Origin of the sequence: Ktedonobacter racemifer DSM 44963, assembly GCF_000178855.1 — a bacterium.
Lineage (GTDB): Bacteria > Chloroflexota > Ktedonobacteria > Ktedonobacterales > Ktedonobacteraceae > Ktedonobacter > Ktedonobacter racemifer.
This window is the reverse complement of record NZ_ADVG01000003.1, coordinates 1,202,837-1,224,978: the sequence shown is the minus strand read 5'-3', so window position 1 is coordinate 1,224,978 and position 22,142 is coordinate 1,202,837. Positions and strand designations below refer to the sequence as shown.

Sequence of the window (22,142 nt, the reverse complement as noted above, 5' to 3'; positions counted from 1 at the left end):
CAAGGATTATACTGAAAAGATGACACCTCTCCTCTCTTTGCTTGAGAATATCTGCCTGGCTGGAGGATCACTGCTACTCTATGTGCTCCTCGTGGCCTGGGCATGGCGCTCTTCGCGTCCAGAGGCATGGGCAATGCTCATTGTCTCCACATGCATTGGCATACTTATCACGCTCGATGCAACACTTGTCGCCAGCCCGTCATGGGTATTCTCATTACCCGTGCTCATCCTGACTTTGCTCTTTGGCGGCTCGGTCTTCTCTTTCCCCCTCGTCCGCCACTATGACTGGTTTACTACGCATTATGGCTGGCTGGGAAGGCTTGTCTATGCCGTTGTCATTAGCCTGCTTATTCCTGGCATTCTCGACAGCAACAACAATGGTTCATCAACCTATACCATCTTTGGACAGGCAGGAGAGAGCATGTGGAGCGCAATCATCCTTATCGAAGGCGTCTTCTGGCTCCCTATGCTCCTCTATGAAGGGCTACGCTGGTACTCCAACCGGAGAGCGAGTACGCGCGCAGACCTCATCAAAAACAAACTGCTCTGATCACTGCGCTATACGCTTACGCATCAGGGCAGCCACTCCCTTGCTAACATCATCCTGAGTCTCAAGCTGGTCAATAACCTGCCCCTGATCTGTGAGTGAGCGATTCTGATTGAGCTTATACTTCCCCTGCAAACGCGTAATTGACATAGTGAATCCAACTACGCCACGGGCTATTTTACGCATAGCCTCGTTCTCCGGTTGGAGGGACCAGGCAGGCTTATCTGTACCCTCAAACACATGTACCTGGTCCCCTAATAGGGCCATAAGATCATCGGGATCTTCAACTAGCCTGGGAACACCATAGGCATGCACGACAGCGTAGTTCCAGGTAGGGACGCTTATTGCCGGATCACTATACCACGAAGGCGAGATATAGGCATGAGGCCCCTGAAAAATAATCAAAACCTCCTGCGAACCATCAAACGTTTTCCACTGTGAGTTGCCCAGGGCGAAATGTCCAAGGAGTTGACCATATGGGCCTGGCTCTTCCTGGAGAATTACAGGTATATGGCTAGCGACCGGAACACCTTCCTGGTTTGAAATGGCCAGAGCGAAAGGATTACCGCTCATAAAGGCGTGTAGTTCCGCCAAGTCTTCTTCGCGAAAATGTTTGGGAACGTACATGCTACCTCCTTTTCTCTTTTACAGACAATTAAGAATCCCTTGGTGCCGCACTTCATATTACAATCCGTCGAATAAAAAGCCTTTTGCTATAGAGCTTGATTTGATCCCTCTGGAACAAATAGCGGCTGTGCTGCAACCTGTAGGCTCTCAATATTTTCTGTTAGAAGATAGGTTTGAGAGGTATGCACGCAAAACTCCAGGGCGGGACCCATTGTCATTTGCCGCTGCCAGAAGATATCCTGTTGCTCGATATTAGCAGCCTGGAGCAGGCTATACAATTGAGCATAACTCATACCAGCAGGCTTACCAAACCAGGTAACGGAGCGAATACTAGCAAAAGTCGCGGGAGTAGTCGCCCCGTCTTTCAGGCGATACAGGCCACCTGTTCCATAACCAGCCAGTCGCGCAACCTGATTATGAGGCTCCCGACAGATTCCCGAGACAGCCGCTCCATCCACCAGATCAAGCGCGGCCGAGTTCTCAACGAGATACCAATCTTCATAGACCTCGCTCCCCTCACGCATCCATGGCAGTTGAGGCATTTCTAGAACGATTGACCCCTTGAAGCCCTGTATCCGCCGCTCTTGCAATATCTGATGAAAAGCGATGAGACGCTCCTGATACTCCACCTTCTCTACATTGCTTGCTCGTTGATGCCAGAACACATAAGCTAACATAAAATACTCTCCCAATTACTATAAGAAATATCTATTTTAGTAAATACAAACCCAGCATTATCTTACACCTCACTTGGACATAAGAAAATGACCAATTTGTGTCAAACAAGGCATACCACCTCTCGCTTACTGAACAGAAGGACTAAATATATATCTCCTCAACTCATAGAGAAGAAGCAGGCAAGCTCTTTTTGTAGAGAGAGCTTGCCTGCTTCTTCTTTGCTTATGCTGATTTGCCGTGTGGCTTAGAACCAGCGGCGGCGGCGGCGAGGGGCACGTGCATAGGTACCACGACGGTAGTAATAAGGCCGCACGCGATGGTAAGCAAAACCGCTCCAAATGAACACCAGGATCGCGGCCACAAGAATCGAGCTAACCAGGGGTACACCCGCCAGAAGTGGTTCACCAGCGATGCTGAAGTTTAGGAGACCAACCACGATAAAGATCGCCAGGAAGCCCAACAAAACGGCTCCAATGATGCCATCAGGAGCACGACGGCGCGCAATAAGTTCGCCAACAACGCCCACAAGCAATGCTACCAGGAACCAGACAAGCAATTTAGTAAAGGTAATAACGAAAGCAGCTAATACCATAATCTTTTATTCCTCCTGCAACTTGGTAAGTTGTAGATGCAATTGTGCTTATATTACGTTAAGCAGGAGCATTTGGGTTCAAACTTGCGTCGCGATGCGCTTGCGTAGGGTGTTGCGGTTACACTATAAGCTGGCAAAAGTTTTGATAGCTCTTATTTTTGAAAAAGGTATAAACCAAAACCTAATGTATCGCGTCCCCAACGCACATACGTATCACGCCAGGCACGAATGCGTTTTAGTAGTTCAGGCACATCTGGATCTTCTGAATGCTCTCTGGCATAGAGCTCTATATTGCGCAAATGTAGCCATTCATAACGATCCCACTCATCATCATTACAGACACAGGCATAGAGGGGAACCAAACCTTCTGCGGGACCAGTGGTAACATTTTGAGCATGAGTCATACATTCATCGCGACTACCCCCAAAAGCAGCAAGATATTCGGGCTGCGGTTCCTGTTTCCAATATCCATCGCCTAAGAGGATATACCCGCCAGGCTTCACCCAGCTTTTAACCTGCTGGAGTGTGAGCTGAAAACCGCCTAAGATGTGACATCCACCCAAACAGCTCACCAGGTCCAGGGATTCCGGCTCAACTTGAAGCGTTGTAACGTCCTGCTCTAGAAAAGTAACCTTCCTATGAGGAATCCTTGTGTTCGCCTGAGCTTGAGCTTCAGCATTGAAAGGAGAAGCAAGATCGACACCCAGCGCCTCAGCGCCATAACGCTCGACCAGGCGAAGCAATAATTCGCCCTTCCCCGAAGCAAGATCTAACACCCGCGCCGTATTTACGAAATCCAACAAATCCAGCACAGTCTCAATTTTCTCTGAGCTCAAAGGATTACAATAGCGCATTCCCTCATGAGAGATAACAGTATACTTGAAGCGATCCAAAGGTGATTTTCCCTTCTCTTGTTCTCCAGGATTAAACTATAAGAAAAAAGCAGCATGTATCGGTAAGAAAGTCTGGTATAAAGATGCAACAAGGCGCTCGCGATATACACTGGGGTCTATTGTGCTGGCTCTTTGTGCTAAGCTTGCTGCCTGGTACAATACAGGCTCAAGCCATTGCCTTCCAAGCACACATTGCTCATAGCAATATAAACTACCGTTCTCCGACACTTGGACAAATATGGACAAGCCACATTCACCCGGATCGGTTCCTGCTTCACCGAGGGCAGTTTCACTGAACCATCTCACGACGGATCAGCCAGCGCTACCCTCTCCGACAGGCGTTTCACCCTTCCCGAGGAACTCCCGGTAGGGACCTGGCTGGCCGCTCAGATACAAGATCGCCAGCGCTGCCAGGTTCAGCGCGGCATTGAGGTCACGATCGATCACCAGCCCACAGGCCGGATGCTCGCAGACATAGATGCGCTCTGAAAGGTCTATCTCTTCTTTGATATGGTTGCAGCCAGAGCACAGTTTGGTGGAAGCAAACCAGCGATCTGCCCACAGCAGGTTTTCTCCTTGCCAGAACGTTTTGTAGCCCATTTGCCGCTTGAACTCGCCTAATCCGACATCGCTGATTGCCAGAGCCAGCTTGTGGTTCTGTGCGCATCCCTGCCACATGGAGATCTTCAAGCACGACCACGGCAGGACGCCTCTGGGCATCCAAGATGCAAGCCTGGCGCAGCAGTTTTTTCATCTGCTTGGCTTTGACCTTGTTCGCAATGGTTTTCGGCAGGGGCTCTGGGGGCGACTCCTTTTTTGATCGCTTGCCACGCTTTGGCTTCACCTTGGCTTTCGGCTCTGGCAACGTAGCAGCAATCTCAGCTTTGCGGATTTCACGTTCTTCTGGAGGATGTTGGGCGCGGGTGAGCTGGCTTGTGCCTTTGTGGAGGGCATCCTCGCGCACATAAGCGACGCGGGCATACTTGCGCGCTACTTTTTGACGGGCTTTGGCGCGGTTCTTGCTCCCTTTCTGTTTCCGCGAGAGCCAGCGATGCAGCCGCTTGATCCGCTTGAGTTCGGATTTGAGGGCTTTGGGGTTGGCAATGGCACGCCCATCGGAGCATTGGGCCAGGGTTTTGATCCCGGTATCTACGCCGATCGGCGGACCAGCTGCCTGTGGGGGATCAGGCACCTGCACCGAGACAAACCAGCGCCCTGCCTTTTCACTGACCGTGGCCGAGAGCACAGCGACGCCGCCGGTAGGCAAATAGCCACACTCGTGCAGGCGCAGCCGTCCGAAGCGCGGCAGTTCAATGGCTTGCTCGTAAATATGAATGCTGCCTGTCAGCCGGAAACTGCCCACTCCTTTCCGTTTGGTCTTCGGCTTGGGGAACCCCGGCTTGCCCCTCCACTTGCCTTCTTTCTTGAGGTCACAGCGGCGGAAAAAGTTCCTGTAGGCTTGATCCAGATCGCGTAACGCCTCCTGCGGCGCGGCTTTTGACACCTCGTACATCCAGGGAATCTCGGTTTGCTTGAGCGTGTTCAGTTCCCGGTGCAGTTCCATCGCACTGATCCAGCGTTTCTCCTGTTGATAGACCTCTTGCTTGCGTCTGAGCCCCCAATTCCAGGACCAGCGCGCTGCGCCTGCATGCTGTTTGCAGAGGGTGATTTGTTGGTGATTGAGATCTAATTGCGTGCGATAGCCGCGTGTAATTAGCATCGATCCGGTCCTGCCTGCATCTTAAGAACGCCTCATCAAACGCACTCCTCGGTCCGCTCCTCTTTCATGAGAGATTCCACGCACTGCTTGATTCGTTCGGCTCTGTGCCGAGAGCCGCGCCTGCCGTACATCCGGGCCGCCATACTGGTAATGAGGCTAACAAAGTCATCGACGAGATCGTCTTGCGCCTCATGGGGAAAGATGGCTTCGATGCGGCGTCCCTGGGCTTCGAGCAGCGTTGTGAGATACCTCCACCCAAAACGGGTGCCACGATCGCGGTGTTCGACAAGAATGGTGCCAATACTTGGGTCGGCCAGCAGCTTGAGGAATTTCGGGCGGTTGTCGTTGAGGCCCGATGCAATTTCGACGACTTCTTTGGCCACTGGGTAGCCACGGGCCGCCGCGTAGTCGCGCAGGCGTTGCACCTGGCGCGCGAGATCGCTTTTTTGATCAGCAGAGGACACTCGCGCATACAAGGCGATGCGCCCCGTCTCTGGCTTCTCCGCCACCGGATCGCGCACGATCACCGTCCCTGTGGGCGTTTGGTAGGCATCGAGCGTCCCGGCTTTATACCACCGCCAGGCGGTTTTATAGGTGACTCCAGCTTTTTTGGCATACTGACTTAACTTCATGTCCATAGATTACCATGAAATATCCATATTAGTCAATGTACTCTAAAATATTTTTAACCCTCACTTTTTACTTTCTTCACTATTAGCTCGCTCAAACTATAGCACACAGGGGTGTTTCTAGCTCAATTGCGTTAACATTTGATGATGGGCCAGATCCAACCTATACGCCCCTCGTGCTCAATATACTCGCGCATTATGGAGTACATGCCACCTTTTTCTGTGTTGGAGAGCAAGTCCAAGCTTACCCAGATTTAGCACTACAGGAGAGCCAGCAAAGCAACGCCGTAGAGAATCATTCCTGGAGCCATGTGAACCTCACAGTGCTTCCTCCTGATATTGTTCGCGAACAAATACAATCCACCTCTATAGAGATAAAGCAAGCCACAGGAATTACGCCAGAGCTTTTTCGGCCTCCCTACGGCTCGAAAAACGAAAATGTCAATAATATTGCGAGAGAGCTTGGCCTTACCCAAATACTCTGGTCTATTGATACACAGGACTGGCAACAACCAGGCGTAGATCAGATTGTAAAAACAGTTCTCACTAAGATAAAAGGGGGCGACATTATCTTGATGCACGATGGAGGAGGGAATCGTGCAGAAACAGTACAAGCACTCGCACTCATCATCAGCGAACTGCAACAACAAGGCTTCACCTTTATCGTACTATAATCAGCGCATCCTTTACGGGGCAGCCCAGCATTGTAATTTGGTATATATTAATGGCCCTTCGCGACAAAATTCACTTCAATAGCAAAGTCGTAGACGCCATCCCCTGGCAAATGCAGGCTGTGAAATCACGCTCGAAAATGGTGAAAAGGCACGTTATCGTGCGCTCCTAGTCGCGAACGAGCATCATTGGGATCCACGTTGGCCAGGGCCATCCTTCCCTATTTTGCCCAAATACATTCTCGGCAAACCGCTCGACCAGCTCACACCTCCAAGCTAGGTACTTTTCCCATGGCAGATGCAGCTGCTACGTCTCCCCATACGCTTGCAAGTAGGCAAGCTAACAGAATATGGATTGCCCCAACCAGATCATAAGGCTTTACACGCACATCCAACTATAAACTCGAATTTCACAGCCTCTGATGGTTTCTTGAAACCATCATGAAGTAAGCAATTTCACGAGAGAAATCTCTAAGAAGCCCTGTAAAAGGGCTTAATGTGTAATGTAAGTTCCAGACTAAGCACGAAATGAAATGAGCTTAGAGAGGGTCACTTTCCCGATTGAGATCGTGAAAAATTCCAACGTAACCGCGAAAAAAAGCAGAGTTGCTAGAGCCCGATAAAAGCGCCTTCTGCCAGAGCAACCGAGCGCCGCGAGACGAAGAATAGAGAGAAAAAGTGGCCTCTTCAAACCAATGACCGAGCCTACAAGAGGAAGGCCCAGGATACGTGTAAAAATCGCTCATAGTGATAAATTCTTACATGCATCCTGGGCTTACCTCCTTTAAGGCTTTACTCCACAAGTTTGCTAACCCTTGTGCATGTGGCATATCCTCTTGGAAATGGGACTCAAGCAATCCTTCGATATCAAACGGTACCCGAAGGAGTTCAATGCTCAGCCTATTGCCTTCCATACTCACATGGGAAGTAGCTCGTTTGGCGGGCGATGTTCCTCGTAGTGGTCCATAGTTTCGACGCACATCCAAAACTGAATACGTTCCTGGTCAAGGGCTGTCTCTGGCAGATCTTTCAAAAAGCTTTCCAAGGTCTCTAATGTTGTCGCGAATTTTGCTTCAACATCAGCCTGAGTCCAATGTTGGTAATGGGCGATGGCTTCAGCATTCCATTCGTCGATGCTTTTGCCAAAGAGGGGGTGATCTTGAGCTGGTGGAAGCGGTGGATTGCTCAAAAGCCAGGATGTTCGCTGCATGGAGCGTTCCCACCAAGTGAAGATATGTACGAGCAGATCCTGAACACGGGGGTAGCCTTGTTCTTGTGCAAAACGCATTTGTTCTTCTTCTGAAAGTTTGGTAACCTGTGGAAGGTAGTGCTTCCAGCCCTGCTCAAGAGCCGCTAAGAGTTCCTGGCGGCTAAAGTGCTGCTCTGATGGCATAGTGCGCTTCTAGTATGTATCTCCTTTACGAAATACTGATATATGTGAGGTAAGCCCAGGACACATGTAAGAGCTTATCACTATGAGCGATTTTTACACGTATCCTGATAGTGTTGGCGAATTAGTTTCCCAAGCTCAAATCAGGAATACTTTGTTTTTCATAGCAAGCTCAATATATGATTTCGCCAACACTATCTATTCTGGGCCTTCCTCTACAAAGGCAGTGCAGCTATTTCGCGCTTACAGTAGAGAGTCTGAGCAGGACCTCGTGCTTTTTTTCGCGGTTACGATAGAATTTTTGATTTTTTCGCGCTTACGTTGGAACGCACATTGTCGTTTGACACATAAATCCGCCGAAACGGGGAGATATGCGTCGGAAGAAGAAAATAGCGAGGATATGTGTCAAACGACAGTAAAAATATCTCGCACGGCTACTAGAGCCACGCAAGATACTGCAGCTTTTCTAAGAAGAGCACAGCCGAGAGACAGGACTTACAAACAAAGGAGCTTCTTTTTCGACTTGAATGAGGGGCCTGCAGTAATGCCTGACCTCTCAGGGTCCATACGGTATGCTTAGCGAGCACGAGCTGAGACGCTCGCATTTTTCGATCCACTCTGAGGATACTGCACCAGGATACCAGAAATGAGTTGTTGCAGCCAGAGAGCAAACTGTTCAGGCGTAGAGGGTTGTTCCTGCTCCAGCCACCAGGTGAGCGCACCACATACAGCCGAGCCAACAGTGGTAAACTTCAATTCCAGCGGCGGCGCACCAGGATCAGTCGCGGCTGCGGGGAACGTCTGCTGAAAATGAGCAAGAAAACGCTGTTGCGTCTGCTGGCAAAAGTGCTGACTCAAAAAGGTGTCTGCCTGCGCACCCAGCACCACGCGGTAAAAGTCGGAAAACTGCTGAATCTGCGTGAGCAGCTCAATGAGTCTTGCAGAACAGTCCTTCCCTGCGATCTCTCCATCCACTCCCAACGCTTCGTAGAGTTCTTGTATATGGTGTTCGAGCAGATCGTATTTATCAAGGTAATGGCGATAAAATGTCGAGCGGTTCACCATGGCATACTCGGTAATATCGCGCACAGTGAGGGCTGCAAACCCCTTCTTCAGCGAGCCTTCGATTAATGCTTGCTGTAGCAACTTGCGTGTGCGACGAACCCGTAGATCTTCAACGCCAGCGAGCTTTTGCATCACTTTCCTCTCCCATGTTGCATAGGCAACACGCTCTGTTCCTTTGCTGATTGACGCTCATTGTACCATCGGTTACGCTTGCTTTGCAACGACGCGTAGCCAACGCGCCGTTTTTATGGAACTGACTCAGGCAAAAAAAAGAAAGAGAGAGAAAAAGAAAGATGAATATACTTGTCTATGGGGCAGGAGTGATTGGCAGCGTCTACGCGGCCAGGCTTCAGGAGGCGGGACACCGTGTATCGCTGCTGGCGCGAGGCCAGCGGGCGGTATCACTGCGCACGCATGGTATTCAACTTGAGAATGCTGCAAACGGGCGAAAAACGACAACCCAGGTTTCCATCGTTGAGCGGCTCGCTCCAACTGATAGCTATGATGTTGTCCTGGTGACAGTACGATTTGACCAGCTTCACGCTGTCCTGCCAATCCTGGCTGCCAATCGCCAGGTTTCCACGCTGCTGTTCCTGCTCAGTAATCCAGTTGGTATGCAGCAATTCGCGCTGCTTGATCCACAGCGCATTGTGCTCGGTTTTCCGGCCATCGGTGGTGTGCGCAAAGAAGATGTCGTACACTATATCACCCTTCGTCAGATGCCGACGATGCTGGGGGAAGTGGATGGCCGGGTGACGCCGCGCCTGCGCCAGCTCGCGGCGATTTTCAAACAGGCAGGCTTCACGGCCAGGCTGAGTCCCGATATGCAAACATGGTTGCAGACTCACGCGATCACGGATATAGGTATCATCTCAGCCACAATAATGGCGGGGAAAAAGAGTGCGCTGCTTGCGCGGTCGCGCCACAATGTTGCGCAGCTTGTTCAGGCCATTCGCGAAGGATTGCTGGCACTGCGGGCACTGGGCACGCCTCTGACGCCTTTCAGTCTGACACTGCTCTTTCTCTGGCTCCCGCGCTGGTTCACAGTCACCTTGATGCAAGCACTGTTACGCTCACGTCTTTCTACGCTGGGAATCGACCCGCATCTCGGGGACGATATTGGGGAATACAATCAGATGGCGCAGGAGATTATGGAGCGGCTGCGCACCTCACCCCGCACTACGCCTACGCTGAATCGTCTGCTCGTGTCCTTAGAGCAACCGACCCACTGACTCCACCGTCCTGGAAATCTCGCTGGGCGTGCTGAACACCTCTGCTTGGAGCATATCCAACTTTGGGACCAAAAACAAGGTGGTGACGCATTTTCTCGCCGCATTGACGCAAATCCCCGCCAGATTCAGGTGTGAAACCTAGTGTGATTTGACAACCGATTTGTCCTTGCCAGTGACGCATAAGCTGTCCAGTAGTTGGCTTGTCAAGCCAGTCGAGAACCGTGTCGAAAATCGGTATAGTTCAGCTTTTGACGCATATCCGGCCTCTTGACCGGATTTGGGGCATAGTGCTTGCTTGTTGAGAACGAAAATTTGACACGTAATGATATAGTCCTTTCCAGAAGAACCTACTAGAAGGGTGTTCCATCGCCGAATGTGAGGTTGTCATGGAAGAGACCTCATTGCTTTCCCTGCCAGAAGGCATGCTGCTTGATCACATCCAGATCACCGAGATCAGCTTGATCATCTCGGTGACCTCAACGCATCCTACATCGTGCTGCCCGCTCTGTTGTGAAGTGTCCTCGTCCATAAAGTGCCATTATCGCCGAAGCTTGCGTGATGCTCCTTGTGGAGGCCGCTGCGTCCAACTTTGTCTCACAGTTCGGAAATTCTACTGCCGCAATCCGCTCTGTGAGCGAAAGGTCTTTACCGAGCGCCTCCCGGCCTTTGTGGAACCCTGGGCACGAATGACAATCCGACTCTGCCAGCAGATCACTTCTCTTGGGCTGGCAACCTGTGGCAAAGGCGGCACTCGATTGGCCGCTCGTTTAGGCATTCAGACTTCTCGCCAAACGATCTTGCGCCGCATCATGGATCTCCCAGATGTCTCTACCGGGTCAGTCCTCTTTCTGGGAATAGACGATTTTTCCTTTCAACGCGGCTACCGGTTTGGAACGATCTTGGTAAATCTGGAAAGTCATCGGGTGATTGATCTCCTCCCTGATCGGCAAGCGGAGACATCGGCGCGCTGGATGCGCCACCACCCGGACTTGATGGTCGTGAGTCGTGATCGTGGTAGTGAGTACGCATCAGCAGCTTCTCAAGGCGCTCCCCAGGCCATTCAAGTAGCAGATCGTTTCCATGTGGTAAAGAATTTGACGGAGACAACACAACTCCTCCTGGCACGATGTCAGGCAGAGATTGTAGCTGTCAGCAAAGCAGAAAAGCCAGAACAGAGCAAGGACGTGATCTCTATCGAGGAATGGCGTCCTCTTGAACCTGCTCATGTGGAAAAAGCGCGACTGGCCCGACGAGCAGGGCGATATGCACGCTATCAGCAGGTGGTGGAGTTGCGAGCGCAAGGGATGAAGCCCAAACAGATTGCGCAGCAACTTGATATGGGAGAACGAACGGTACGGGACTGGCTCAAACGAGGAACGTTCCCCGAGACGAAAAAACGGCGCAAGAGACAAAGTTCTTTCGATCCATTTGCCCCATACGTCCTCCAACGCTGGCAAGCTGGAGAACGCAATGGACTGACACTCTGGCGTGAGGTGAAGGAACAAGGCTACAGTGGATCGGAGCGAAGCATCTATCGCTACCTGGAAACACTCAAGCAAGCGGAGGTAAGAACATCTGCCAATATGCATCGCCTCCACAAATTTTCTGCTAATACAGCCGTGTGGCTCTTTGTCCGTGACCCAAACCTGCTTGATGAGATTGAACAAGGCGATCTCGCAGCCTTTTGCCAAGCCAGCACGACGCTCAAGAGAGCATACCATCTCATTCAGGAGTTTTTATCGATGGTCCATAAGCGAGAAGGACACCGGCTAGATGCCTGGTTAGAGCAGGTCGCTGCCAGTGAACTCCCAGAACTGCAACAATTTGCTTGTGGCGTAAAGCGAGACAAAGCTGCAGTGAGGGCTGGTTTAACGTGGTCCATCAACAATGGAATGGTGGAAGGGCATGTCACAAAACTCAAGCTGATCAAGCGAACCATGTATGGTAGAGCCGGATTTGCTTTGCTTCGTCAACGTGTGCTTCATGCGCTGTAGCGAGAAAGAGGGAGCCTTTCTCTTCTTGCAGTATCAGTATAGCAGAAAATTCTTTAGGCGTCTGTAACCTGCTAGACTGTTCTCTACAGACAACTGAGGTATAGTGCTCTTGAAACGTTTTATGTTCTTCAACACACGTCTCTCTTGGAAAAGGAGCCTCTGCCTATGGATCTCATTCTCATTCGCCATGGAGAATGTGGCACCAATTCAACTGATGACAGCCTCACACCTGTGGGGGAATGGCAGGCACTGCAAATTGGGCGACGACTAGCGGATGTGCCAATCACAGCGCTTTTGAGTAGTCCACTGCTGCGGGCATTAGGGACCGCAAGCATTATCGCACACCAGATCGGAAATTGTCCGGTCGAGGTATGGACAGAGCTTCGTGAAGGGCTTGATAGTTCATACAGAGGCTATGGGAGCCAGGAACTGCTCCGACGCTTTCCACTTGCAGTTCTGCCTTCCACTATTGAACCGGACGGTTGGAATCATGGAGGTGATACGCAAGAAAGCATGTTTGAGCGTTGTCGACAGATCCTCAACACATTGCTTGAACGTTTCAGGTCCGATGATACCATCGTTGCCGTGACTCATGGAGGAATGCTCACGTATCTCTTTCATGTTCTGCTCCAGATCTCGCCACGCACCCCAAGCTGGTTTGAAATCGACTATGGTGCGATTAACCGAGTTCGCTTCGTCCCCAAGGAACAACAGAAAGCATATCTCCCACTCTACCCTCGTATGGAGATAGAAGTCCTGAGCATCAATGACATTTCACATCTCTGTTAAGTGACCCCAGAAAAGGAGTAGCGCTCAATCAATGCCTACTCCTTTTTTCTTAAAAGGTCGGAGGAAAACAGATCTTTAGCACATCCATACTCTCTTTTTGATGATCCTGCTCTCAGCAAGCAAGCACTATGCCCCAAATCTGGTCAAGAGGCATATCCGTGACTGTGGCACCATTTTTGACAGAGTTCGTGTCCATTGGTCCATTCATGCAGAGATGAGCTATTTTGTTCGTCTCTGCATGGACTACGAGGACAGTAATTGGTTCAAACCGGACGGGATATGGTTCAAAGTGGCAAAAAGACGGTTTGTAGTCGAGCAAGAGCACGCGACTGAATGCTTCCCTCTCGAATTAGCGGCTGTAGCTCTGCTGTCTCAAGTGGCTTCTCAGGCCAGTGAACTACTTTGCTATTTTGCCCCATAAGCTGTCCGGCCGGTCATTGACCCATAAACGTTCCGATCAGGACAAAGAGATTGTCAAACCACACCTAGATTCGTGGAAGAAATTTCGTGCTTTTTGAGGGATAAATTTTTTTGGCAGATTAATGGGTTAATTTCAATTTCGGGCGAAGATATGCGTCAGCAAAAGAGAGAACAAATATTCTAATTAAGCTCCACAAACAGGCGGTTTTATGTGTCAAAAGTGGCGACACACATGTAAGCCACAAGGAAAAACAGTAGCATTTTCTGCATGCTTTCGCGCTGAGAGGCTTACTACGGCGTTTTTTTCTTTAGTAGGTCACGTAGAGCGGCAAAGCGATTTTGTGACCTTTGTAGCGTCTCTGAGGACTCAAAGAGGCTGAGGCAGGTACGAATGTTTTGGCTGCGTTCATACCACTCTTGCTGGGAATAGAGAAATGTCTGGCGTACTTTGTTAGAGACAGTGACATCAAGCAAGAGAACATAGCGTGTTTTCTCAACATCCACTGGTAGAATAAACTTCTTACAGAGAACCATACGTGAATCATTACAAAGTTGCTTATAGAGTTTTGTGGCATCCTGCAAAGACATATGAGCCTGTTCGGATTGTAGTTGAATGTATAATGGTGGCGCTTTTAGTACCTGAAGCGCTGAAGACTTAATCTCCTTTGCCTGATAGTCACCCTGACTATGACCTTCTTTTGAAGATGAGGCTGGCTGTTTAAGTGTCTCAATCAGCTGGCCGTATGACAGGGACGCATATTGATCTACGAGCTGGTGTACATCAGCCGGAATAGCAACGTGATACTCTTTGCTACGTGCCAGGAAGAAAGCTGGCGGATTGTGTAGTGAACCATCCCGGAACTTACAACTTAAAGTCTTCATCAAGGCTGCTATGATGGCTTCCGGTTGTGAATACTGTTTGAGGTGAACAACATAAATTCCCCACTTGGAACGATCCTCGCCCAGAATAGTTCCCAGAAACGCTGCTAAGGTTTGTAGACTTTTAACGTTAACGTTATTTAAGTTATTAGTAATTATTTTATTAACGTTAACGTTATTTAAGTCGTTTAAGTCTACCTGATTTTCGGCAATGGAGGCGACTTTTTGCGAAAAGTCGCCCTTCTCATCAAGGGGGTTGACTTTTTGTGTGCTATGCAGAGAGGAAAAGTCGCCCTTCTCAGCTAAAAAAACGCCTTCTTGTTCCTGAATATGTGAAAAGTCTACACCTAAAGGGCGACTTTTTGGCATGACTTCCTCTTGCTCCTCCAAGGAGTCTACCTCTAGTAAAGAAAAGTCTACTTTCTCAGATACAGGTATGGAGAAAGAGTCTACCCTCTGGTGCTTAGAGTCTACTACATTTGGAGTGGATGAAGGAAAAGAGTCTACCCTCTGGTGCTTGGAGTCGATCATTAGACTCTCTGGTGTAGAGGGACGACTTTTTTCCTGTGGTAATGCAGGTCTCGCTGAGAGCGGAATCTTATAAGAAGGGTCTACCTTTTCTGACTTAGAGGGTCGATTTTTTAGTGTGCTTGCATTGCTCTTAAGCGACAATTGCTCGGAGGACTGGTCCTCTGGTTGCCTGGACGGCAGAATTGGATGTGCTGGGGGGGAAAGACTTTTTTGTGCTGTGTCTACCGTTTCGAATTGTTTACTCGGTAGCACACGTTGAACGACGCGTGCAATTTGTACAAGGAGATTCTGTTGCTTTTTAGAGTCTACCCCTTCATGTTGGAAAAGTTGACGAATTTCTTGCAGCATGGGCTGTAGCTCGTCGGGAACTCCCATCTTATCGAAGAAGGTTTGTGGCGAGCTAAAATACAATAGAAAACGCGTCTTCACCTGCTGGGCACTCTGACGCACCTTAGGGCGATACTCAGCAATAAGGTTGTCTAGCGCTGCAAGTGATTCTGGTGGAACATAGCTATCTAGTGGGAAGTAGAGCTCTACCTGGTGTTGTCTTCTTCCCTTTACGAAGAAGCCAAGCGCACAAAAGAGCGCCACATATTTATGTGTTGTATCGTAGCTCCAGCCAATGAGCTTACTCAACACACGAATATTTTTGACGGTAATGACGGCGAAGCTCTGTTCCTGCGCGAAGGAAGGTAAAGTGAGCTGCTTAATTGTTGCATAGCGCAGAACTAATCCAAGGAACTCTATACCGTTCATTGGAGATGGAAATAGTTTCTCGATTGCCTCTAATGTCGCGAGTTGAACACGTTCTCTCGCGACACCTACATCCTTACTTGCATCTTCTAGTGTTGGCATTTCCCGGCTATATCGTTTTCGTCCATTTGACGCTATATACATACATCCCCTCACCTGGCAATTTTTTGCAGCGAATTTTCCGAGGGATGAGCCTGATATGCGCTTTCATCGACCTTGCCCTGGTCTCCCTATGAGTCCCGTTCACTTGACAAAGGGCAGGCTGTGGCATATTCTAAGCATGTAACTGATACTTTCGTATTGGTTATATGTTTAGGGTGTTGGCCAGTTTTCCAGTGGTTGGCAAAAGGATCTGGATAACTGGCACTTTTTTTGCCTCGGAAAATCCCTCCAGTTGTACAACATTAAGATCCTCCACCCACTTCGCTTCATAACAAAGTATCCTCCCCTGCTCCGTTTTGTGTGACAACTGTACTCTTAGTATCAATGGTTCTAGAGCGGAATTCAATACACCTTTTTATTGCTGCACCTATATTTTTTTGGGTGAATTGGCTTCTAGAGCCAATTCACCTCTCCGTATTACGCACAATAACGTAGCGGTTTGCGCATGATAACGTAGCCCCCTCTCCCCAGACCTTTAGCCATTTTGGTTAAAAGCCCTTTCAAGACTCAAATAGCGGTTTGCGCCTAATAGCGTAGCCCCAAAACGCTAAAAATACCCCGCTGAATAACGTAGCGGGTGGAAAAACTAACAGTGCACGTGCTTATTTGATAGAAGAAAAGATGCGTACATACGATAGCGCGCCTAATAACGTAGCCTATTCACACAATCTTTTTGCAATAATAAGACCTTTACAAGATAAGTAAGAGTAAATTTTGTATAAACTGATGTTTCATCTCTATAGCGAAGGAATGTAAAATCTCTATTTGCTCTGGTAAACTGCTGATTTGGGCAATAAGTGAAGGTTTTAACGAGTAAGATCAAGCTCTATAGGTATGAGTGGTCTGTGTAATTTGCCAGTTATTGGCTGATTTTGTTGCTCTTCAGACAAGCGAGTCTGGTATTTTGCCTGTTGATTTTTGCCATCAGGATAGGAGTGGAATTAGCTACGCGCGTGATAACGTAGCGGTATGCGCAAATGTGGATGACGAAGTTTTTAAAATTAAAGATGTGGCGATGAGGATGATGGACTACTTTTGTGTCAGATTATTGTGTTAGTAAGGAAACTTCTTTACTCAAAAGTTTGGGAGTATAGTCGCACTCCCTAACAATAAACCGAATTGTGCAGAGAGTGCGACATCCAGGGATCAATTTGCCTCAGGCAAATAGTGGTTTTGGAGTGCCGAGGTCGCGGCTATCCTGATACGATATTGTAGCCATGTTGGTAACCACTTGCGTTTAGGCAGAGGAGGATTATCCGATGCATAAATCCATTCTGATACTAATAAATCAGCTTGTAAGCGATCCATGGCTTTTTCGAAGCGTTTACGTGTTCGATCTGGATCACGTTGATTTACTGGAAGACTTAATTCCTCTATAATTTTTCCCACCTCACGTTCAATGATGACTCCTCCCTTGGTCGAATTGATACGCATGTGGAAAGTGAAGTAGCGTGCCAGGCGTTTCTCCCACGTTTCGTGATAAGGATCGTAGCTGAGCACCTGTTGTAAAAGCCAGGCAACCTGTCGGTTCGCCCCTTGCAGAAATGGTTCCACCCAGCTACCTACTTGGTAGCGCCAGGCAATCGCTATACTATTTTGTGGTTGTTCCATGGGAGGTTTGCCGTTGATTTGCTGTAATTCATGTTGACGAATAATGTCAGTTACATTAATTAAGCGGCTTTCGCGAGTGTAAAGATATGTTTTTGGCTCTTTCTTTGAACGCGATTTACTACGCCCTGAATGCTCACGATCATCCTCAATCCACTGTTCGACACGTATCCAGGTATTGCTCATACGACTCATGCAGGCTGCAACATCTGCAAGATCCTCCTGACGATGACCTGCACGTCGTAGCTTCCCGTTTTCACGCTTCATGATGGGCGAAATTCCCCGATAATCGAGGATAAGTTTTCCCGTAATCCACACACCGTCTTTTTCATCATGAGGCGCCGCAATAGCCTGGGCTAGCATCGCGATTAGCACATCCCCATCGATGTCAGAGAGTTGGCGTACCTGAGACCAGAGTGACTGAATAGTCGCATTATCAAGTTGAGTACTGGGATCGCTAGGACGGAACTCAACATGTGTAGTTCCATTTTCTTTGTTGTAGACAAATGTAGGGACACTTTTAATAGTATCCCAATCTTCTGCTCCAGCCTGGGCGTTACTATAAGCTGCGAGAACAGCCTGTACTGGCTGAGGAGCAGGAATGATCGTGCCCTTGCCGACCACATAGGGGGTTTCCGGAAGTGTTCGAATAAGAGATGTAGTTGAAGTGCGAGGTGAGAGGCCTTGATAGCTTTTCCAGTAAAGCTCTGCAAGTTTTTGCGCCAACTGGTGCAATTTCAAATAGCGTTCCTGGCGGACGGCCACCTGATAAGATTTGAGCAGGCGTGTCTTAAAGCGCTTGTGGCTACGACTGGTGCGGGCATCTACCTCAAGCTGTGTGATTTCTCGAAGCATTTGCTGCTGAATAGCTAGTCCCTCCTCGCCAAGAAACTGGAGGCGATATGGATGCCAGCCACCAGCGCTTGGATCGGCGACCAGGGCAACCTCTCCAAATTGGACGGAAGCAAGGGTGTCGCCTACCAGTAGCGGCATTGAAGGGACGTCTGCGATATCTGCAACAGAAGGCGAAATAGAGGAGGAAGCAGTTGCGCCTCGTAGATGCTCAGGCAGATAAAAGGCCAGAACAACTGGGGTAGTACTGGCGTAGACCATATCTTCTTGCTGGACCCAGGCTTCAACAGTATCATCTGCATCTTTTTTGAGATAGCGGATTTCGGCTAACTGGCCAAGGAGTGTTAAAAAGAGGGTGTGTTGTTGCTCTGGATCAACGGGAACCCATTTATCGGCACGTAGCTGTTCAGCGTCCTCTTCGACCGGAACGATAGGAGGATGCCAGTACCAGATTTCCTGATGTGTATCGGGATCGGTGCCCCATATCGTCCACATACCTGTTATCACATTAAAGCTCCTTCGCTAGTAGGGAGAAATCTTCTATATATTTGGTTTTTTACCTATTCTTACGAGAGATCTGGTTGCCACTCCCCTCAGTGCTCAAAAAATAAATAGGATCAAGCTCCTTTTTATATAGGCGTGGCGAGAAAACCACGAGGTCTTCAGCCTCGTGGATGAATCGCCGGACCGCCTCTTGTTCTTTTGAGCAAGAGACGATCCATTGACTCAAAAAACTCTGCCCGAAGGCAGGTGGTGCGTATCCCTTCGCTATAACCACGAAGGGAATTCGACTTCATCTCGACAAGGTTCAAAAGGCTTTTTCTGCTGAGAGCACCGGCCCTTCCCTCAAGCCTACTTAACTCTCAGCGACAGAGCAGCGGTCTGATGCGTCAACCGCAGGTGTCATGACCTATTCGAACGGAGCGCCCATTTCTGGGGCTGAGTCTGGTGAACTCAGACTTCCGAAGAAGCTACAGAACCAAGTTTTCAGTGACTTCCGAAGAAGCCGCTGCGTCTTCAGCTCAGTGGTAGTTCACTCTACACATGGAAACAGTTATACTTACTCTTAAGGTTACCGGATTATTTTCTTTTTCTCGATAATCCTTTAGTTTTTAAATTGGAGTACTGTCTAGGCATCGTTAGGGAAAGCTATCAGCAACTGAGATTATACCGTTATGATATGTAATAGAAACAAACGTAACTTATTTTGATAGTGTTAAGCTGACTCAAGCTACTGATCACATAAGTTGCGCAAAACAGAAAAATGATGTTATTGTTTTGTCTCTCTATATCATATAATACCATTTTTTCTGAGGAAAATCTTCTCTTTAAGATTGTTTACTATATACGCGAAAAGTATTGACTGACTAACTGAACCACTATTTCTTGTTCCAATTTGCTTCTTAATTATTAAGAACTTGTAATTTCGCTATGCAGTGAGGAAAATCCTCCTAAAAAGTTGTTACACAATGGTTTCGCGAAACCATTGTGTAACAACTTTTTAGGATTGGCTTTAAAAAAGTGGTTTAAGCATTGCAAGTCAAAATGGCTAATGGTATGATGGGACTGACAAAATTGGAGGTGGTGGAGATGACGAGGAAGAAGAGAAAAAAGGTCGGTAAGGCTTTTGGTTTTGAGATTGGCTTACGCAGTGGGAAGGATGTACGTATGAATGATCAGAGGCAGACGGAAGCAATTGTTTTAGCTGCTGTAAACGAAAAGGGAGGAGTTACTAAGACTACCTCAACGGCGAATCTAGCTGTGATGCTTTCCCGACTTGGTTTTCGTGTTCTGGCAATAGATAGTGATCCTCAGGGACATTTAACATTTACTTTTGGCTATGAGCGTAACACACTAGAACATACTTTATATGATGTACTTCTAGGTAAGGTTGCGTTAAAAGATATTATTCTCCCTACGTGTATTGATTCGGAGTCACTTGCATTTTTTGATCCTGGGACAAATCAAGCGCGTGGCGAGGTTGTGCATGGCCCAGATTTGATTCCTATCAATATGCGTGCAAGTGCTGCTGATGGAGAACTACGAGGCAAGCTAACCTGGCCAGTACTCCTGCGACGAGCTTTAGCTCCTGTAGCCAGTCAATATGACTACATCTTGATTGACACTAATCCTTCGCTTGGAGTTTTGACGGTTAATGCATTGTGTGCGTCACAGGTCCTTTTCATACCCCTGATTCCAGAGGTGTTATCTGTCCAGGGATTGGGAGACTTGCTCCAGGTGGTTCACCAGGTGAAGGACGATTCGCTTAATCCTAGTCTGGTTATTGCAGGTGTCGTTTTCACAAAGGTACAAAAATACAAAGGTCACCAGGAAATCATAGATACCCTACGAGGGGACCTTTCAAAGGAATTGGGTATTTCTTGTTTTGATTCATACTTGCGCCAGAGCGCTGTGTTTACTAACGCGGCGAACAGGCGCTCCGTTGTTGTAATCAGTGATCCATATAGTGAACATGCTAAGGATTATTGGCGTCTGCTGGAAGAACTCCTCCGGTCTGTAGGTGGACCAGCTCGCGAACCCGTTGAGCGAGTCGTACAGGCCATTCATGCAGACACATTGTAATTACACTGTTCAATCGAGCTTTCTCTGCTATTGAAACCGTTAAACGCTAGGAGGAACGTGTGCCAGGGAGATCTAAAAAATCAGCCTTAGATGTAGGTTACCTCAGGACAGCAACCGCCAATGGCCTTGCTTCAAGCATTTTTACTTCCAAGGTTCAGGAAGAAGAGCAGCGCTTGCTTCACGAAAAGCAGCCCCAACAAATCGATATCGATTTGTTGTTTGATAATCCTTTTCAGCCTCGTGTAGCCATGGAGGAAGAGAGCCTACAGCAACTTTCAGAGACTATTGCTAGCCACGGCTTCCAGGGCGTGTTGGTTGCGCGCCCTCACCCTCAACGTCCTGGCACTTATCAATTAACTGCTGGCCATCGACGGCGCGAAGCCGCTAAGCGAGCGGGCCTCAAGAAACTGCCGGTTATTGTTCATTCATGGTCTGATCAAGATATGGCTACTCTGGCCGCGACAGAGAATATTCAGCGCGAGGATCTCTCACCTTTGGAAGAGGGCAAGCTTTTCTTGATTATGATTGACCAGATGGGACTGACTCAGGTAGAGGTTGCAAGCGCGATTAAGAAAGATCGTGGCTATGTACGCAACCGTTTGCGCCTGGCAAAAGCACCGGCAGATATCCAGGCTTTTGTCGAGATGAAGACAGATAGTATGCGTGCTGTCATCTACCTGCTTGATATTGAAGATGTCACAGAGCGCGCTCAGATTATTGCGCAGCTGCTTAATAGAAAGCTTACGACTGAAGACCTTCCCGGATATATTGAAGAACTCAAGCGTCGAAAACGTGAAGGTATGCTGGCTGAGGATGAGAGTGCTGCAAGTGCCAATGTAAATGCTGTACTGGCGAGTGAAATAAGCGTCTCTGCTGAACAGAGTTCAGCATCGGCTTCTGCCAGAGAGCGCCTCACAGAAAGTGATCAGGGTGAGCCTTCTAAGGTTACCAACATGTCTCAAGAGCGTGTGCGTAAGACAAAGCTTAAGACGATTCTGCGCTACCTGAGCGACTACCAGAGGTTAGTGTCTGCTAGAAGTGATGATGATGAAATCTTTGAAGAAGAGCACGATCTCTTGCTACAAATTCAGGATATGGTGCAGCAAATAGTCAGCTCTGTGAAGTAACTTTTCTTGAAGCAACTTAAAAAGGAGCAGACATACTCATTTCGCGTATGTCTGCTCCTTTTTAAGTTGCTTCAAGAAAGCATTTCTGATGCTGAGTAGTGGGGAGGAGAGAAGACGTTGGCGACCCCCATATCATGGGTGAAACTAATGCCGCCAGAATGCTCAGTGAAGGCACCTGGAAAACGCACAGTATCCTCATAGCTATAACGCATCGCATAGAAATCAAGCACATTCTTTACTGTCCATGGGCTAAAGCGTAGTCCTTAAAAAAGCTGATCAACTGTCGGATCAAAGGTGTTTATCATGCAATATTCACCCTCATTGACTACCTCATAGTGGTTGTCTCTGGTAATCCAGCAGTTTCGTTCTGCCATAGTAGCTATGAATCGCATGGGCTAGG

At 48.5% G+C, this 22,142-nt stretch carries 17 protein-coding genes and 3 pseudogenes; 7 read left to right on the top strand and 13 right to left on the bottom strand.

Annotated elements, in window-relative coordinates; translation table 11 throughout:
* The first annotated feature begins 19 nt into the window (after positions 1-19).
* Positions 20-550, top strand: a complete 531-nt coding sequence (locus tag KRAC_RS34350; RefSeq protein ID WP_040445542.1) for a hypothetical protein — start codon at positions 20-22, stop codon at positions 548-550.
* Here the strand turns inward: KRAC_RS34350 and KRAC_RS34345 are convergent, their stop codons facing one another.
* The 8 genes and pseudogenes from KRAC_RS34345 to KRAC_RS34320 all read right to left on the bottom strand — a co-directional run bounded on the left by KRAC_RS34345 (position 551) and on the right by KRAC_RS34320 (position 5,695).
* Positions 551-1,174, bottom strand: a complete 624-nt coding sequence (locus tag KRAC_RS34345) for an FMN-binding negative transcriptional regulator (protein WP_007915338.1) — start codon at positions 1,172-1,174, stop codon at positions 551-553.
* Between the two features lie 86 nt (positions 1,175-1,260).
* Complete coding sequence (locus tag KRAC_RS34340) at positions 1,261-1,851, bottom strand: hypothetical protein (RefSeq protein WP_007915337.1); 591 nt, start codon at positions 1,849-1,851, stop codon at positions 1,261-1,263.
* 245 nt (positions 1,852-2,096) lie between these two features.
* Complete coding sequence (locus KRAC_RS34335; protein WP_007915336.1) at positions 2,097-2,444, bottom strand: hypothetical protein; 348 nt, start codon at positions 2,442-2,444, stop codon at positions 2,097-2,099.
* A 152-nt stretch (positions 2,445-2,596) separates the two neighbouring features.
* On the bottom strand, positions 2,597-3,337 hold the full coding sequence (locus KRAC_RS34330; protein ID WP_007915335.1) for an SAM-dependent methyltransferase: 741 nt from the start codon (positions 3,335-3,337) through the stop codon (positions 2,597-2,599).
* A 312-nt stretch (positions 3,338-3,649) separates the two neighbouring features.
* A complete protein-coding gene (locus KRAC_RS78555; RefSeq protein ID WP_274532175.1) occupies positions 3,650-3,784 on the bottom strand; it encodes a hypothetical protein in 135 nt (44 codons plus the stop codon).
* 24 nt (positions 3,785-3,808) lie between these two features.
* Positions 3,809-3,937: pseudogene (locus KRAC_RS76575) on the bottom strand (RNA-guided endonuclease TnpB family protein); the annotation flags it as partial.
* Positions 3,938-4,151: 214 nt separating this feature from the next.
* Positions 4,152-5,057, bottom strand: a pseudogene (locus KRAC_RS63060) (RNA-guided endonuclease InsQ/TnpB family protein); the annotation flags it as partial.
* 35 nt (positions 5,058-5,092) lie between these two features.
* Positions 5,093-5,695, bottom strand: coding sequence for an IS607 family transposase (locus KRAC_RS34320; RefSeq protein WP_007915333.1), 603 nt, complete (start codon positions 5,693-5,695; stop codon positions 5,093-5,095).
* 92 nt (positions 5,696-5,787) lie between these two features.
* Here KRAC_RS34320 and KRAC_RS34315 point away from each other — a divergent pair, with 92 nt between their 5' ends.
* Positions 5,788-6,360: a polysaccharide deacetylase family protein gene (locus KRAC_RS34315; RefSeq protein WP_083814958.1), complete on the top strand. Its 573-nt coding sequence runs from the start codon at positions 5,788-5,790 to the stop codon at positions 6,358-6,360.
* 913 nt (positions 6,361-7,273) lie between these two features.
* Here KRAC_RS34315 and KRAC_RS34310 read toward each other — a convergent pair.
* A complete protein-coding gene (locus tag KRAC_RS34310) occupies positions 7,274-7,750 on the bottom strand; it encodes a ClbS/DfsB family four-helix bundle protein (protein ID WP_007915330.1) in 477 nt (158 codons plus the stop codon).
* A gap of 573 nt (positions 7,751-8,323) precedes the next feature.
* On the bottom strand, positions 8,324-8,944 hold the full coding sequence (locus KRAC_RS34300; protein WP_007915327.1) for a TetR/AcrR family transcriptional regulator: 621 nt from the start codon (positions 8,942-8,944) through the stop codon (positions 8,324-8,326).
* Positions 8,945-9,105: 161 nt separating this feature from the next.
* On the opposite strand from KRAC_RS34300, the gene KRAC_RS63055 reads away from it, so the two are divergent.
* The 3 genes from KRAC_RS63055 to KRAC_RS34285 all read left to right on the top strand — a co-directional run bounded on the left by KRAC_RS63055 (position 9,106) and on the right by KRAC_RS34285 (position 12,827).
* Entirely contained in the window at positions 9,106-10,044 is a 939-nt protein-coding gene (locus tag KRAC_RS63055; RefSeq protein ID WP_007915326.1) for a ketopantoate reductase family protein, read from the top strand.
* A 386-nt stretch (positions 10,045-10,430) separates the two neighbouring features.
* Positions 10,431-12,038 carry an ISL3 family transposase gene (locus KRAC_RS34290; RefSeq protein WP_007915325.1) on the top strand — a complete coding sequence of 536 codons (1,608 nt, stop codon included), beginning with the start codon at positions 10,431-10,433 and terminating at the stop codon, positions 12,036-12,038.
* A 165-nt stretch (positions 12,039-12,203) separates the two neighbouring features.
* Entirely contained in the window at positions 12,204-12,827 is a 624-nt protein-coding gene (locus tag KRAC_RS34285; RefSeq protein WP_007915324.1) for a histidine phosphatase family protein, read from the top strand.
* Positions 12,828-13,538: 711 nt separating this feature from the next.
* Here the strand turns inward: KRAC_RS34285 and KRAC_RS34275 are convergent.
* The gene (locus tag KRAC_RS34275; protein ID WP_157507442.1) at positions 13,539-15,512 is read right to left on the bottom strand and encodes a hypothetical protein; all 1,974 of its coding nucleotides are present in this window, start codon (positions 15,510-15,512) and stop codon (positions 13,539-13,541) included.
* A 1,206-nt stretch (positions 15,513-16,718) separates the two neighbouring features.
* Positions 16,719-18,539 carry a hypothetical protein gene (locus KRAC_RS34265; protein WP_007915321.1) on the bottom strand — a complete coding sequence of 607 codons (1,821 nt, stop codon included), beginning with the start codon at positions 18,537-18,539 and terminating at the stop codon, positions 16,719-16,721.
* A gap of 1,050 nt (positions 18,540-19,589) precedes the next feature.
* Between KRAC_RS34265 and KRAC_RS63050 the strand changes: the two genes are divergently transcribed.
* Entirely contained in the window at positions 19,590-20,615 is a 1,026-nt protein-coding gene (locus KRAC_RS63050) for a ParA family protein (RefSeq protein WP_169460977.1), read from the top strand.
* Positions 20,616-20,674: 59 nt separating this feature from the next.
* Positions 20,675-21,742, top strand: a complete 1,068-nt coding sequence (locus tag KRAC_RS34255; RefSeq protein ID WP_007915319.1) for a ParB/RepB/Spo0J family partition protein — start codon at positions 20,675-20,677, stop codon at positions 21,740-21,742.
* 80 nt (positions 21,743-21,822) lie between these two features.
* On the opposite strand, the pseudogene KRAC_RS79870 reads toward KRAC_RS34255, so the two are convergent.
* Positions 21,823-22,141: pseudogene (locus KRAC_RS79870) on the bottom strand (glycoside hydrolase family 52 protein); the annotation flags it as partial.
* Position 22,142 lies beyond the last annotated feature (1 nt).

Coding starts and splice junctions, on each gene's coding strand:
- KRAC_RS34350 (WP_040445542.1), top strand. CDS start 20: ATGACACCTCTCCTCTCTTTGCTTGAGAATATCTGCCTGGCTGGAGGA.
- KRAC_RS34345 (WP_007915338.1), bottom strand. CDS start 1,174: ATGTACGTTCCCAAACATTTTCGCGAAGAAGACTTGGCGGAACTACAC.
- KRAC_RS34340 (WP_007915337.1), bottom strand. CDS start 1,851: ATGTTAGCTTATGTGTTCTGGCATCAACGAGCAAGCAATGTAGAGAAG.
- KRAC_RS34335 (WP_007915336.1), bottom strand. CDS start 2,444: ATGGTATTAGCTGCTTTCGTTATTACCTTTACTAAATTGCTTGTCTGG.
- KRAC_RS34320 (WP_007915333.1), bottom strand. CDS start 5,695: ATGGACATGAAGTTAAGTCAGTATGCCAAAAAAGCTGGAGTCACCTAT.
- KRAC_RS34310 (WP_007915330.1), bottom strand. CDS start 7,750: ATGCCATCAGAGCAGCACTTTAGCCGCCAGGAACTCTTAGCGGCTCTT.
- KRAC_RS34300 (WP_007915327.1), bottom strand. CDS start 8,944: ATGCAAAAGCTCGCTGGCGTTGAAGATCTACGGGTTCGTCGCACACGC.
- KRAC_RS63055 (WP_007915326.1), top strand. CDS start 9,106: ATGAATATACTTGTCTATGGGGCAGGAGTGATTGGCAGCGTCTACGCG.
- KRAC_RS34290 (WP_007915325.1), top strand. CDS start 10,431: ATGGAAGAGACCTCATTGCTTTCCCTGCCAGAAGGCATGCTGCTTGAT.
- KRAC_RS34285 (WP_007915324.1), top strand. CDS start 12,204: ATGGATCTCATTCTCATTCGCCATGGAGAATGTGGCACCAATTCAACT.
- KRAC_RS34275 (WP_157507442.1), bottom strand. CDS start 15,512: ATGCCAACACTAGAAGATGCAAGTAAGGATGTAGGTGTCGCGAGAGAA.
- KRAC_RS63050 (WP_169460977.1), top strand. CDS start 19,590: ATGATGGGACTGACAAAATTGGAGGTGGTGGAGATGACGAGGAAGAAG.